The organism is Streptomyces sp. NPDC093252 (assembly GCF_040683675.1).
Taxonomy (GTDB): domain Bacteria; phylum Actinomycetota; class Actinomycetes; order Streptomycetales; family Streptomycetaceae; genus Streptomyces.
Genome location: NZ_JBFBEM010000004.1, coordinates 571,748 through 584,803 on the forward strand (window position 1 = coordinate 571,748; position 13,056 = coordinate 584,803).

Annotated in this window: 10 protein-coding genes; 4 read left to right on the top strand and 6 right to left on the bottom strand. The window is 73.8% G+C overall.

The genetic code is table 11. The annotated features are described in order from the left end of the window. The first annotated feature begins 70 nt into the window (after positions 1-70). The 3 genes from AB0O01_RS11420 to AB0O01_RS11430 all read left to right on the top strand — a co-directional run bounded on the left by AB0O01_RS11420 (position 71) and on the right by AB0O01_RS11430 (position 2,962). A complete protein-coding gene (locus AB0O01_RS11420; RefSeq protein ID WP_365312345.1) occupies positions 71-871 on the top strand; it encodes a VOC family protein in 801 nt (266 codons plus the stop codon). Between the two features lie 74 nt (positions 872-945). Then, positions 946-1,626, top strand: a complete 681-nt coding sequence (locus AB0O01_RS11425; protein ID WP_365312347.1) for a ribonuclease H — start codon at positions 946-948, stop codon at positions 1,624-1,626. A gap of 124 nt (positions 1,627-1,750) precedes the next feature. After that, entirely contained in the window at positions 1,751-2,962 is a 1,212-nt protein-coding gene (locus AB0O01_RS11430) for an FAD-dependent monooxygenase (RefSeq protein ID WP_365312348.1), read from the top strand. A gap of 32 nt (positions 2,963-2,994) precedes the next feature. On the opposite strand, the gene AB0O01_RS11435 is transcribed toward AB0O01_RS11430, so the two are convergent. The 6 genes from AB0O01_RS11435 to AB0O01_RS11460 all read right to left on the bottom strand — a co-directional run bounded on the left by AB0O01_RS11435 (position 2,995) and on the right by AB0O01_RS11460 (position 11,484). Then, positions 2,995-4,083, bottom strand: a complete 1,089-nt coding sequence (locus tag AB0O01_RS11435; protein WP_365312349.1) for a hypothetical protein — start codon at positions 4,081-4,083, stop codon at positions 2,995-2,997. 130 nt (positions 4,084-4,213) lie between these two features. Next, positions 4,214-5,788, bottom strand: a complete 1,575-nt coding sequence (locus tag AB0O01_RS11440; RefSeq protein WP_365312351.1) for a serine/threonine-protein kinase — start codon at positions 5,786-5,788, stop codon at positions 4,214-4,216. Between the two features lie 207 nt (positions 5,789-5,995). Continuing rightward, on the bottom strand, positions 5,996-6,955 hold the full coding sequence (locus AB0O01_RS11445) for a threonine/serine dehydratase (RefSeq protein WP_365312469.1): 960 nt from the start codon (positions 6,953-6,955) through the stop codon (positions 5,996-5,998). A gap of 32 nt (positions 6,956-6,987) precedes the next feature. Further along, a complete protein-coding gene (locus AB0O01_RS11450) occupies positions 6,988-7,668 on the bottom strand; it encodes an AIM24 family protein (RefSeq protein WP_365312353.1) in 681 nt (226 codons plus the stop codon). A gap of 61 nt (positions 7,669-7,729) precedes the next feature. Beyond that, positions 7,730-9,067 carry a CAP domain-containing protein gene (locus AB0O01_RS11455; RefSeq protein WP_365312355.1) on the bottom strand — a complete coding sequence of 446 codons (1,338 nt, stop codon included), beginning with the start codon at positions 9,065-9,067 and terminating at the stop codon, positions 7,730-7,732. 296 nt (positions 9,068-9,363) lie between these two features. After that, on the bottom strand, positions 9,364-11,484 hold the full coding sequence (locus tag AB0O01_RS11460) for an alpha-galactosidase (protein ID WP_365312357.1): 2,121 nt from the start codon (positions 11,482-11,484) through the stop codon (positions 9,364-9,366). A 178-nt stretch (positions 11,485-11,662) separates the two neighbouring features. On the opposite strand from AB0O01_RS11460, the gene AB0O01_RS11465 reads away from it, so the two are divergent. Then, positions 11,663-13,054, top strand: a complete 1,392-nt coding sequence (locus tag AB0O01_RS11465) for an ROK family transcriptional regulator (RefSeq protein WP_365312359.1) — start codon at positions 11,663-11,665, stop codon at positions 13,052-13,054. The last annotated feature ends 2 nt before the right edge of the window (positions 13,055-13,056 follow it).

Sequence of the window (13,056 nt, forward strand, 5' to 3'; positions counted from 1 at the left end):
GCGCGTCGGGCGCCCCGAGTGGCTAGCGTGAGATACCGGGACAATCCCGACGAGCGGAGGGAGCGCCGTCATGACCGTTCAACCCCAGGGGACACCTGTCTGGGCCGACGCCATGTTCACGGACGTCGAAGGGGCGAAGAACTTCTACGCGGAGGTCCTCGGCTGGACCTTCGGCGAGGCCGCCGCCGAGTTCGGCCACTACACCCAGGCCCTCGCGGACGGCAGGGCGACGGCCGCCGTCATGCCGACGGGGCCCGGCCAGGGCGGCACCTCGCAGTGGTGTCTGTATCTCGCCTCGCCGGACGTCGCGGCCACCGCCGCCGCGGTGAAGGCGGGCGGCGGGCAGGTGCTGATGGAGCCCATGCAGGTGGCCGACCTCGGCTCGATGTGCCTCGTGAGCGACCCCGGCGGAGTCGTCTTCGGCGTCTGGCAGGCCGGTACGCACCAGGGCTTCGAGGCGTCGAAGGAGCAGTCCGGCGCCTACTGCTGGGCCGAGGTCTTCACCCGCGACCCCGAGAAGTCCGACGCGTTCTTCCCGGCCGTCTTCCCGTACACCGCCCAGCAGATGGACGACGCGGAGATGGACTTCCGGATCTACAGCGTCCAGGGCGAGCCCGTCCTCGGCCGGATGCGGATGACCGACGACTTCCCGCCCGAGGTGCCGCCGTACATCAATGTCTACTTCCACACCACCGACTGCGACGACACCGTGGCCAGGGCCGTCAAGCTCGGCGGGGTCCTGCGGTTCGGCCCGGTCGACAGCCCCTTCGGCCGGTTCGCCGCGCTCAGCGACCCCTACGGCGCGAACTTCTCGGTGCTGGACACCACCCGGCTGACCGGCGACGTCCCGGGCATGACCGACGTCTCCTAGACATCTCCCGGGCGTCTCCCAGGAGATCCGGACCGCGGGCGGGGGCCCGGGGGCGGCCATGGCATGATCGGCGCATGTCTGAACGAGTGGTGGCCGCGTGCGACGGGGCTTCGAAGGGAAACCCCGGACCGGCGGGCTGGGCGTGGGTGGTCGCGGACGCTACGGAGGCCCCGAGCCGCTGGGAGGCCGGGCCGCTCGGCCGGGCCACCAACAACGTCGCCGAACTCACCGCCCTGGAGCGGCTGCTCACCGCCGTAGACCCCGGGGTGGCGCTGGAGATCCGGATGGACTCCCAGTACGCCATGAAGGCGGTCACCACCTGGCTGCCCGGCTGGAAGCGCAACGGCTGGAAGACCTCCTCGGGCAAGCCGGTCGCCAACCAGGACCTGGTGGTGCGGATCGACGAACTCCTCGACGGCCGCAGCGTCGAGTTCCGCTATGTCCCCGCCCACCAGGTCGACGGCGACCCGCTCAACGACTTCGCCGACCGGGCCGCCAGTCAGGCCGCCGTCGTCCAGGAAGGCGCCGGCAGTGACCTCGGCTCCCCCGAGCCCCCGCCCTCCCCGGACACCCCGAAGGCCGCCGCCCCGCGCCGCAGGCCCGCCGCCCGCAAGAGCGGCGACGGCGGCGCCCGCACGCTCAAGGCGAAGTACTCCGGCCGCTGCCCGGTCTGCGGCCGTGCCTACGCCGCCGGCGAGACCATCGCCAAGAACGACCAGGGCTGGGGCCACCCGGAGTGCCGCGCCACCTCCTGACCCCCTCCCCACCGGTACGGCCGTCCCGCTCCCGGCGCTCGTGGCGTGGCCCGGGCGCCCCGGAGTGACGCCCCGCGACTGCTACTCTGCGTTGTCAATCGACCGCTTTGAGTGACTTCCAGGGGTGTCTGTGAAGGTCGTCTGCGTCGGCGGCGGGCCCGCCGGCCTGTATCTGTCGATCCTGCTGAAGCGGCAGGACCCCACCCACGACATCACCGTCCACGAACGCGACCCGGAGGGCTCCACCTACGGGTGGGGCGTCACCTACTGGCGCGGGCTCCTGGACCGGCTGCACGCCCACGACCCCGAGTCCGCCCTCGCCGTCGACGCCGCCTCGGTGCGCTGGAGCGACGGGACCGCCCAGGTGCGCGGCCTCACCACCCGGCACAGCGGTGACCAGGGCTTCGGCATCGGCCGCCACCGCCTCCTGGAGATCCTCGCCGCCCGCGCCCGCGAGATGGGCGTCCGGGTCGAGCACCGCAGCGAGATCACCCCCGACCGGCTGCCCGACGCCGATCTGGTGGTCGCCGCCGACGGCGTCCGCAGCGCCCTGCGCACCCGGCACGCGGACGCCTTCGGCACCGAGGTCCGCTCCGGCCGCAACCACTACATCTGGCTCGGCACCACCAAGGTCTTCGACTCCTTCACCTTCGCCTTCGAGGAGACCCCGCACGGCTGGATCTGGTGCTACGGCTACGGCTTCGGCGCCGACCGCTCCACCTGCGTGGTGGAGTGCGCCCCCGAGACCTGGACCGGCCTCGGCCTGGACCGGGCGGGCGAGGAGGAGGGCCTCGAACTGCTGGAGAAACTCTTCGTGGACACCCTCGACGGCCATCGGCTCATCGGCCGCTCCTCGGCCGACGGCGCCCCCCAGTGGCTCAACTTCCGCACCCTGACCAACCGCACCTGGCACCACGGCAACCTCGTCCTGCTCGGTGACGCCGCCCACACCACCCACTACTCCATCGGCGCGGGCACCACCCTCGCCCTGGAGGACGCCATGGCCCTGGCCGGTGCCCTGCGCGACCGGCGGGACCTGCCCCGCGCCCTCGCCGCCTACGAACGCGACCGCAAGCAGGCCCTGCTGCCGGTGCAGAGCGCCGCCCGCTACAGCGCCCAGTGGTACGAGAACCTGCCCCGGTACATCGGCCTGCCGCCCGAGCAGATGTTCGCCCTGCTCGGCCAGCGCCACTCACCCCTGCTGCCCCATGTCCCGCCGCATCTCTACTACCGGCTCGACCGCGCGGCGGGACGACTGGAGACCCTGCGCCGCCTCAAGCGCTGGCTCGGCCCGAGGATCGCCCGCACGGTGCAGGGCCGTTCGTTGGGGTCCTAGGACCTGTCCTGGGCCGGGTCCTGGAACGTCTCCTAGGACCTGTCCTCGCCCTCGCCCGTCCGCCGGGCGGTGCGCAGCGCCGTCAGACAGGAGGCGATGGCCTCCTGGAGATCCTCCAGGCGGGACACCATGTCGTCCTCGAGAAAGTCCTCGGCATCGTCGAAGGTCAGCTCCTCGAACGCCTTCGTCGCCTTCTGGAGACTGCTGTAGAACTTCGTGCGGCGCTCGCTCACCCGCAGTTCGGGATCGGCCTGCACGGTCTCGGCGACCATGTTCTTCATGGTGTCGTAGGCATCGGTGGCCCACTCGCCGGAGTCCTCGTGCTCCTCCAGCTCGTCGATCAGCGACAGATGCCGCTCCGCCTCGTGCCGTACGCCGGCCGGTGCGTCCACCGTCTGTCCGGCGGGGGTCTTGATCTGCCCCGACTCGGCGATCTGACGGACATAGCCGATCCGGTCGGCGGCCCGGCTCTCGGTCGCCACCGCCTTCTTCAGATCGTCCGTGCGCACCACGTCGCGGGCCAGTTCGGCCTGGAGTTCCGGGTCCTCGCGCACCCGGTCCAGCAGGGCCCGGCGGGCGGCCTGCGCGGTGGACGGGTCGGCGAGGATCGCGGCCCGCAGCGCGGTCGGGTTCTCGGCGACCTCCAGCGCCTTGGTCGGGCGGATGCCCTCCGCCTCGGCGGCCTCGGCGATGGCGGTGCCGCGCTCGGAACCGGCGCTGTTGCGGGAGGTGTAGTAGGCGGGCCAGACCTCGGCGTCCGGCAACTCCACGTTCTGGCCCGGCTCCAGCGCCTCGAACTGCGGCACCATGCCGTCGTCGGCGGCCCGGTCCCAGGCCCGGTAGTAGCGCATCACCCGCTCCGGCGAGCAGTCCGCCAGCCCGGCGAACTCCTTCGCCGACACCTTCGCCGAGCCCGCCGGCACCTCGTCCACGCCCTGCCCGCCGGGCCGTACGCTCCGCGCCACCAGCAGCGCGAACGCCCAGCCCCCGGTACGGGCGTAGACCCCGAACTCCCGGGCGTCCCGGGCGACGAGATCCGAGAGAGCGGTGGGCGCGATGGGGGCGGGCGCGGGGTCGGCCGGGGCGGGCGTCGCCTCGATCGGCTCGGTCGCTAGGGTCACGGAGGACACTCCTGTGGGGCGGTGGACAGTGCTGCTGCGGATGTGCAGACAGGCAGCCTATATGCACCTGTTGGCAAGGGTTTGCGCAATCCGGTGACTCCGGTCCGGCCGCCCGGCCGGAAAGCGGCGTTCAGTCCACGGGTGGGCGGAAGGTCCGCAACAGGGTCTCCAGCGCCGCCCGGTTGGCCCGGTCGTCCCAGTCCGCCGCCGGGGTCGTCCAGCGCAGCGAGTAGCCGAGCCCGTCGCCCGCCGAGACCCCCCGCCCGAAGGTCCGCACCCGGGTGCCGTCCACTTCGGCCAGCCACTCGATGTCCGCCGCCGTACGGCCCCGGTACGTCGTCGGCTCGATCGCGCCGATCCGTTCGTAGCCCTCGGTGCGCTCCAGGCCCGGTTCCACGTCGTCCCGCCAGACGGCGACCGGGTCGGGGCCGACGCGCTCGCTGTAGGTCACCGCGAGGGTGCGCGGATCGCCCTCGGCGCCCAGCGTCACCCGGTAGGCGAGGCCGGACACCTTGTCGATGCTCAGGGCGGTCCACCCCTGCGGCAGGGCGACGGAGAAACCCTCGGGGGAGGTGAACGTCCGGAACCCCGCGGGGAGCCCGGAGCGGGTGGGGGAGGGCTTGAGGGAGGGCGTGGGGGAGGGGGTTGCGGGTGGGGCGGAGGCCGACGGGCGGGGCGGGGCGGTGTCGGGCGGTGCCGCCGACACGGGGCCCTCGTCGCCGGACGGCGGGCGGGTCGCCGCCACCACGGCGACCGTCACCACGGCCAGCGCCAGCGCCGTACCGAGCACCATCGTCCGGCTGCCCCAGCGCGAACCGGCGTGCACGGCGGTGGCGTACGCGTGATGCAGCCGGGGGCGCGGGCCGGGGACCGGCGCGGTGTCCGGGTCGGCGCCGAGCACCCGGACCAGGGCGTCACGGGTCACCGGCCGGGTGAGCCGCTCCCGGGAGTTCTTGCGCAGCAGGCCCGTGACCACCTGGGCGAGCGGCCCGGCCCGCAGCGGGGCGCGCAGGGGGAGCCGGTCGACGCCCCGCAGGGTGGCCTCGGGCCGGTCCCGGTCCCGGAACGGCGGCCGTCCCTCGACCATCGTGTAGAGCAGCGCGCCCAGCGCCCACAGATCCGCGGCCGGGCCGATCCGCTCGTCCCGCGCCTGCTCCGGCGAGGCGTACGAGGGCGCGGTGAGCCGGGGCGCGAGGGTGGCGCCCGCGAGCCCGAACCCGTGGACGACGACCGGGCCCCGCTCCGGTACGAAGACCTGGCCGGGGCTCAGCTCGCCGTGGGTGATGCCCTCGCCGTGCGCGGCGTCCAGGACATCGAGCAGTTCCAGCCCGAGCCGGGCCGCGCGGACGGGGGTGAAGGGCCCCTCGTCGGCGAGGAGCCGGGAGAGCGGGGTGCCGCCGGTCCCCTCGGTGACCGTCCACAGCATGCCGTCCTCGGCGAAGGCGTCGATCACCGCAGGTACCCGGCCGGGGCGCAGCTCGCCCATCGCGTCCGCCGTGCGGATGATCCGCCCGGTCGCGCGGTACGCGGTGCCGTCACCGCTGCCGGGCGGCAGCCCGACGCGGGTCAGCAGACAGGGGTGCCCGGCCTCCCGGTCCTCGCCGCACCAGGCGGCGCGGTTGGTCTCCCGGTGCACCGCGTCGAGCAGCCGGTAGCGCCCGGCGATCAGCTCGTGTGCGAAGACATGCGCCTCGGCCATGGTCATCCCTCGCTGGACCCCGCTCCCACGTTTCCCAGTGGTACGCGCCCGGTGACACCGGGTGTTCAACGGGGGCGGGAATCTGGCGCAGATCTTTCGGGGGGAGGGAGGGGAGGGGAGGCAGGGGGAGTGGGGCCCTGAGGGGGTGCGTGATCCTCAGGGCCCCGGGCGCCCCGGGGTGCCGGACGTGCCTGCGGGGCCTGGGCGCCCGGGTCAGAGCAGTCCGAAGCGGGTCGTCCAGGTCGCCAGCTCCGCCGGGGTCGTGTTGCCGCCGCAGACCACCAGGCCGAGGCGGGTGTCCGGGCCGGTCCGCTCCAGGACCCGGCGGGCCGCCGGGAGGAGACAGCCCGCCGCCGGTTCCACCCACAGCTTGGCGTGTTCGGCGAACTCCAGGCAGCCGCGCACGGCGTCCCGGTCCGGGATCACCAGGACCTCGGTGACCAGCTCCGCCACATGGTCGTAGGTGAGCTGCGAGACCGTCGGGGCGGAGAGCGTGGTGACGATCGACGACGGGGTGATGGAGACCGGGCCGCCCGCCGCCAGCGCCTCCGACATGGCCTGCGCGCCCTCCGTCTCCACCCCCCAGATCCGCAGCCCCGGGCGCCGGGCCCGCAGGGCCGCCGCGACCCCGGCGATCAGCCCGCCGCCCCCGATGCTCACCAGGACGTCGGTCAGCTCCCCGGCGTCGTCCGCGAACTCCAGGCCGACCGTGCCCTGCGCCGCGATCACCACCGGGTCGTCGAACGGGTGGACGAGGGTCAGCCCCTCGTCCCGCAACCGGCCGACCAGGTCGAACGCCGCGGCCATCCCGTCCGTCAGCCGGACCGTCGCGCCCGCGTCCCGGGCCAGCTCCACCGACCGGGCGGGTGCCGACCGGGGCATGACCACGGTCGCCTTCACCTCCAGCGCGGCGGCCATCACCGCCAGCGCGACACCGTGGTTGCCGCCGCTGACCGCCACCACCCCGGCCGCCCGCTCCGCCTCTGTCAGCGACAGCAGCCTGGCCGTCGCGCCGCGCGACTTGAACGAACCGGTGCGCTGCAACAGCTCCAGCTTGGCGGTCACCTCCACGCCGAGCAGGGCGGACAGCCCCGGGCTCGGCACGGTCGGGGTGCGCACCACATGCCCGGCGATCCGCCCGGCCGCCGCTTCGATCTCCGGGATTCCGATCAAGGTACTCAAGGTCATCGATCCTTCCGCCGTGCTCAGTGCTGCTGTGGCTTGGTCGCGGGCGCCTCGCTCGGCCGGACGACGACATAGCCCTGCCCCTGGAGCATGAGCTGCACCGCCTCGCCCGAGCCGCCCCTCAGCATCGACCCCACCGACTGCGAGCGGTGCAGGGACGTCTGGAGGCCCGCCGTCCAGCCCACCACCGCGTCCGTGTCCACGTACACCGGCCACTGCGGGGCGACCGGGATCACCAGCGGGGTGCCCTCGCACACCAGCCCCAGCCGCCCGTACCCGGTGAAGACGCTGTTGAAGAGGCCGCCGCCGGTGATGCCGGAGCCCTTCACGGTCGCGATCCGGTAGGAGAGCGTGGGGTCGAAACAGAGGACGTTGCGGCCGTTCACGGTGAATTCGTCGCCCTGCTCGACCTCCACGATGAAGCAGTTCTGCGCCTCCTGCGCGAACCACGCTTCGCCCTGGCCCCGGACCGACATCAGCGGCAGCCCCTCACCGGTGACCGCCCGCTTGAGCATCCCGCCGACCCCGCCCTGGCCCTTGCGCTCGAACTGGAGACCGCCCCGGTACGCCACCATCGCGCCCTGCCGGGCCAGCATCTCGCCGTTGACGGTGTACCGGATGCATTTGGCGTTCTCGATCGTCATCCCGGGCGCGGAGGCCGGCTGGACCATGTGCTCACTGGAAAAGAGGTCACCCTTCATGGAGGCATCGTGTCCCGGACGCGATCCTTCCGGCAACGCGCCCCCCGCCCCGCCCGGCGCGTCACGCCCCGAAGAGCTGGGTCCAGTACGTGCCCGACCGGCCGCCACCCGCGAAACCTATCCCGATATGGGTGAAATCGGGCTTGAGGATATTGGCGCGGTGACCGGGGCTGTTCATCCAGCCCGTGACCACCTCGGCCGCCGAGCGCTGACCGCAGGCGATGTTCTCCCCGATGGCGCGGTGCCGGGAGCCCGCGGCGGCGGCCCGGTCCCAGGGCTTGCTGCCGTCCGGCGCGGTGTGCGAGTAGAAGTCCCGGGCGACCATGTCGGCGCTGTGCGCCTGCGCCGCCGCCGCGAGCACCCCGTCCGGCGCCAGCGGACGCAGCCCCGCGCGCACCCGCTCCCGGTTGGTCAGCTCCGTCACCTCCGCCGCCGTACGGGCCAGGTCGGCGGGGGTGAACGGACGGGCCCACAGCGCCGTCCAGTACATGTCACCGCTGCGGCGCTCCGTCGCGTATCCCAGCCCGGCGTGGGTGAACACCGCGTCGTACAGCGTCCGCCGGGGCTGCTCGCCGCGCTGGAGGTACGTCACGAACTCGCCCGGGGTGCGCGGGCCCGAGACCAGGTGCTCGCCGATGGTGACATAGGCGAACCCGGCGCCGGTCACCCGCTGGTACACCGCGACTCCGTCCCCGCCCTCGATGCCGAGCCGCCCGGCGGACGCCATCGCCGCGGCGTGCGCCCGCGCGGCCGACGACAGCCGGACGTCCAGGGCGACCGGGGGTGCTCCGGCCCGGGAGCGGGCCGCGTTGACCAGCCCGAGATAGCCGTCCGGGTCGGCGGGCAGCGGGGGCCGGTCCGGCGGGGGAGGGGCGCCGGGGACGCGCTGGGCCGGGATGAAGGGCTGCGGCGGCGCCGGGTCCGCCGCCACCTCCACGCCGAAGTCCCGGGCGAGCCCGGCGAGTCCGTCGCCGTACCCCTGTCCGAGCGCCCGGAGTTTCCAGGTGTCGCCGCGCCGGTACAGCTCGGCGAGCAGCAGGACCGTCTCCTGCCGGGGCGGGGGCGGGGTGAAGCGGGCCAGGGGGCGTCCACCGGGGCCGGTGACCCGGAGGACGGGGGTGGGCAGGCGCCCCAGCGGCATTCCGGTCTCGGCGGCGGTCACCACCACCGTGACCCGGGTGGCGCCGGGGCGCAGCGCGGCCGGGTCGACGGTCAGGGTGTCCCCGGCGAGGCGGGCGCCGGGGGCGGCGGGCTGGTTGAAGAAGACGAAGTCGGCGTCCCCGCGGACCCGGCCGTCGTCCCCCGTGACCAGCGCGGAGACATCGAACGGGCCGGACACCCGCAGGACCAGCGGACCGGCGGGCAGCGCCACGTTTCCCCCAGGCACCAGATCGCTCATGCCACCGCCCTCACACCGTCGCCCGAACCCGTTCACGAACCGGGTCATGAAATCGGATCGTGAACCGGTCCACGATTCCCGTTCACGGACCCGGTTCACGAACCGGATCTTTCCCGGACAACGGCCCGCGCACAGCCCGGGTTCCCGGCCGCTCCCGGGCATCAGTCCCGGCCGGTACGGGGGCCCCGGGGCAGCCGTCCTAGCCGGTACCGGCGCCCCGGATAGCCGTCCCGGCCGCCCCGAGCCCTACTGCTCCAGGGCCTCCAGGGCCTCAGCGCCTGCCTGCGCTCCTGCGCCTACAGTCGCTCCAGCCGGAGCGCCCGGCTGCCCCAGTCCGCGCGGATCACCCCCAGGTCCAGCCCGTACTCCATGAGCACCGTCGCGTGGTGGACCGTCCCGGTGTCGGTGTCGCGGTAGTGGGCGCCCGGGGTCAGGGCCCGCAGCCGCACCGGGGGGTGCGGGGCGCCGTGCCGGGCGCCGCGCTGCCAGGCCAGGACCAGGGTCTCGGCGCCGTCCGGGGCGGCGTACTGCACCACCGTGGGGCCCTCGGGGGCCGGGCCGCGCAGCCGGTGCAGGTCGCCGCGCTGGACCAGGTGCCGCACCTCCTTGTAGAAGGCGATCAGCCCGGCCGCCTCGCGCAGCTCGCCCTCCGACCAGGTCGACAGGTCGCCGCCGATGCCCAGCAGGCCCGCCATCGCCACATGGAACCGGAACGACAGTGGCACCGACCGCCCGGTGAGCTGGTTCGGCGCGTCCGTCACCCAGGCCGACATCACCCGCGCCGGATACACCTGGGCGAAGCCGTGCTGGATCGCGATCCGGTCCTCGGCGTCGGTGTTGTCGGAGGTCCACGCCTGGTCGGTGCGGGCCAGCACCCCCAGGTCGACCCGGCCGCCACCACCCGCGCACGCCTCGATCAGCAGCCCCGGATGGTCCGCGCGCAGCTTGTCCAGGACGCCGTAGAGACGGGTCACATAGCGCGTCCACAGCCGGTCCGCGCCGTCGGGTTCGCCGGGCCAGGACGCCTCGCCGAAGGCGCGGTTCATGTCCCACTTCAGGAAGTCCACGCCATGGTCGCCGACCAGCCGGGTCAGCCAGCCGTACGCCCAGTCGGCCACGTCGTCGCGGGCGAAGTTCAGCACCAGTTCGTTGCGCATCTCGGTGCGGTCGCGGCCCGGGACGTGCAGCACCCAGTCGGGGTGGGCGCGGTACAGATCGCTGTCCGGGTTGACGTTCTCCGGCTCGACCCAGATGCCGAACTTCATACCGAGCCCGTGCACGGTACGGGCGAGCGGGCCGAGACCGGCGGGGAAGCCGCCGGGGGACGGCGTCCAGTCGCCGAGCCCCGCGCGGTCGTCGCGGCGGGCGCCGAACCAGCCGTCGTCCACCACGTACAGCTCCACACCCAGTTCGGCGGCGCGTTCGGCGAGTGCCTTCTGGCTGGTCTCGTCGACGTCCCAGCCGGTGGCCTCCCAGGAGTTGTAGAGGACCGGCGCGGTCTCGTCCGGCCGGGGCAGGACATGGTCGCGGATATGGCGGTGCCAGGTGCGGCTGGCCTCGCCGAAGCCGCCGTCGGTGAAGAGCCCCGCGAACACCGGGGTGGTGTGCTCCTCGCCCGGCGCGAGCGGTACCCGCACGCCCGCGTACCCGCTGCCGCCGCTGAATCCGGCCAGGTCGTCGGGGGTGCGCTGGGCGGTGAGGCGCCAACTGCCGCTCCAGGCGAGCGCCGCGCTCCACACCCGGCCGTGCTCCTCGGTGGTGTCACCCGGGTCCACCATCAGCCAGGGGTTGGCGTGGTGGCTGGTCACCCCGCGCCGGCTGGTCAGCGTCGTCTCGCCGTACGGCAGCGGCTCGCGGCGCAACTGGGTCTCGGCGGACCACTGCCCGGTGACATGGCTGATCCGGTAGCCGGGCAGCGGCGGCAGGGTCCAGGCGGCGGAGTCGGCGCGCTCCACCTCGACCCGCTCGGGCCCGGCGTTGCGCAGCACCGTGCGCCGCTCGATGACATCGCTGTCCGCGCGCACCCGGTAGTGCAGCGCCACCTGGAGCGGGTAGCGGCGGTCGCGGAAACGCAGCACCAGTTCCTCGGTGCCGGGGGCCGGGGTGAGGACCTCGTGGCCGGTCGCGAGCCAGGTGAAGCCGCGGGTGCCGTCGGCGTACCGGACCTGGAGGGCGGGCGGGCCGTAGTGGATGCCGTCGTCCGCGGGCAGTTCCTCACCCACCGCGCGCCGGCCCTCGAAGCTGCTGTGCGGCTCCCCGGCCGGCGCGGCGAGACCGTCCGCCTCGGCCGGGCTCAGCCGGGGCCCCCACGCGAGATGACCGGGCGCGCCGGTCTCGTCGATGCGCAGGGCGTACGACGTGCGCGGGGTGGTCAGCAGCCACACCCCGGAGGCGGGTGAGCGGGAGATCAGCGGCATGGGGCCTCACGTTTCGAGCCGGGCAGATGCTGAACCCTAGAGAACGCGACCTTCGATCACCTGTCAACGGGCCGGTGTCATAGCGATATTGCATGGTTGACACAGGGAACAAACGCAGTTTCAACAGATCCTGTTTCTTTCATTGACAGCGGAAAATAAGGGATCTAGGTTCCCGGCCATGCAGTCGACCCCTCCCTTCGGGCCCCCCGGGGCCCCCGGGCCCTCCGGACCGCCCGGTCCTCCCGGCCCCCCCGAGGCGTTCCCGGCGCAGACGCCGGCCGTCGCCCAGATCTTCACCACGGTGCTCTCCCACGGCCCCCTCACCCGTTCCGCGGTGGCCGAGCGCACCGGGCTGTCAGCCGCCGCGGTCACCAAGGCGGTACGGCCCCTGATCGAGGCCGGGTATCTCGTGGAGGACACCGACGGCACCCCCCGCGCGCTGGGCCGCCCCGCCAACCCGGTCCGGGTGGACGCCGGGCGCGCGCTCTTCATCGGGGTCAAGGCCACCGGCGACGAACTCATCGGCGTCCTCACCGACCTGTGCTGCCGGATCCGGGTCGCCCGCCATGTGCCGCTCGCCGACCCGGCACCGGGCCCGGTGCTCGCCGCCCTCTCCGAACTCGTCCGGGAACTGCTCACCGAGGCCGAGGGGTTCGGCGTCCCGGTCCTCGGCCTCGGACTCGCCCTGTCCGGCGATGTCGACCGCGCCGAGGGCGTCGTCCGCTACTCGCCCTTCCTGGAGTGGCGGGACGTGGCCCTCGCCGAACTCGCCACCATGACCACGGGACTGCCCGTCACCGTCGAGAACGATGTCCGCGCGCTGACCGTCGCCGAGCAGTGGTTCGGGGCGGGGGTGGGCCTCAACGACTTCGCCGTGGTCACCGTCGGCGCCGGGATCGGCTGCGGACTGGTGGTGCACGGGCGGGTCGTCGCCGGGGCGCACGGGGTGGCGGGCGAGATCGGGCATGTCGCCATCGACCCGGCCGGCCCGCTGTGCCACTGCGGCAACCGCGGCTGTGTCGAGGCCATCGCCGCCGACACCGCCATCCTCGCCCGGATCCGCGAGACCACCGGCGCGCACATCGCCGACACCGCCGAGGCCGTCGCCCTCGCCCACTCCGGCCACCCCGGGGTGCGCGAGGTGTACGCCGACGCCGGGACCGCCATCGGCCGGGGCATCGCCACCGTCGCCAACCTCTTCGGACCCGAGCGGGTGATCATCTCCGGCGAGGGGCTGGCCGCCTACGACCTGTTCGCCGAGCAGATCCGCGACACCTTCGCCGCCTACGCCTTCGGCTCCGCCGCCCGCTGCGACGTCCAGACCCGCCCGCTGCCCTTCGAGGAGTGGGCGCGGGGGGCCGCCGCCACCGCCATCCAGAGCTTCATCCGGGCCGACACCCGGTCCGGCACCGGCCCGCAGCAGCGATCGGGCACCAGTTCGGACACCGGCCTTCGGAAGGGATCGGCCATCAACTCGGACACCGGCCCCCAGCAGCGATCGGCCACCAGCACAGACACCCCCCGGCAGCGCGCCAACGGCGCTGTCCCGCGCCCCCAGCACGCGAACTAGTA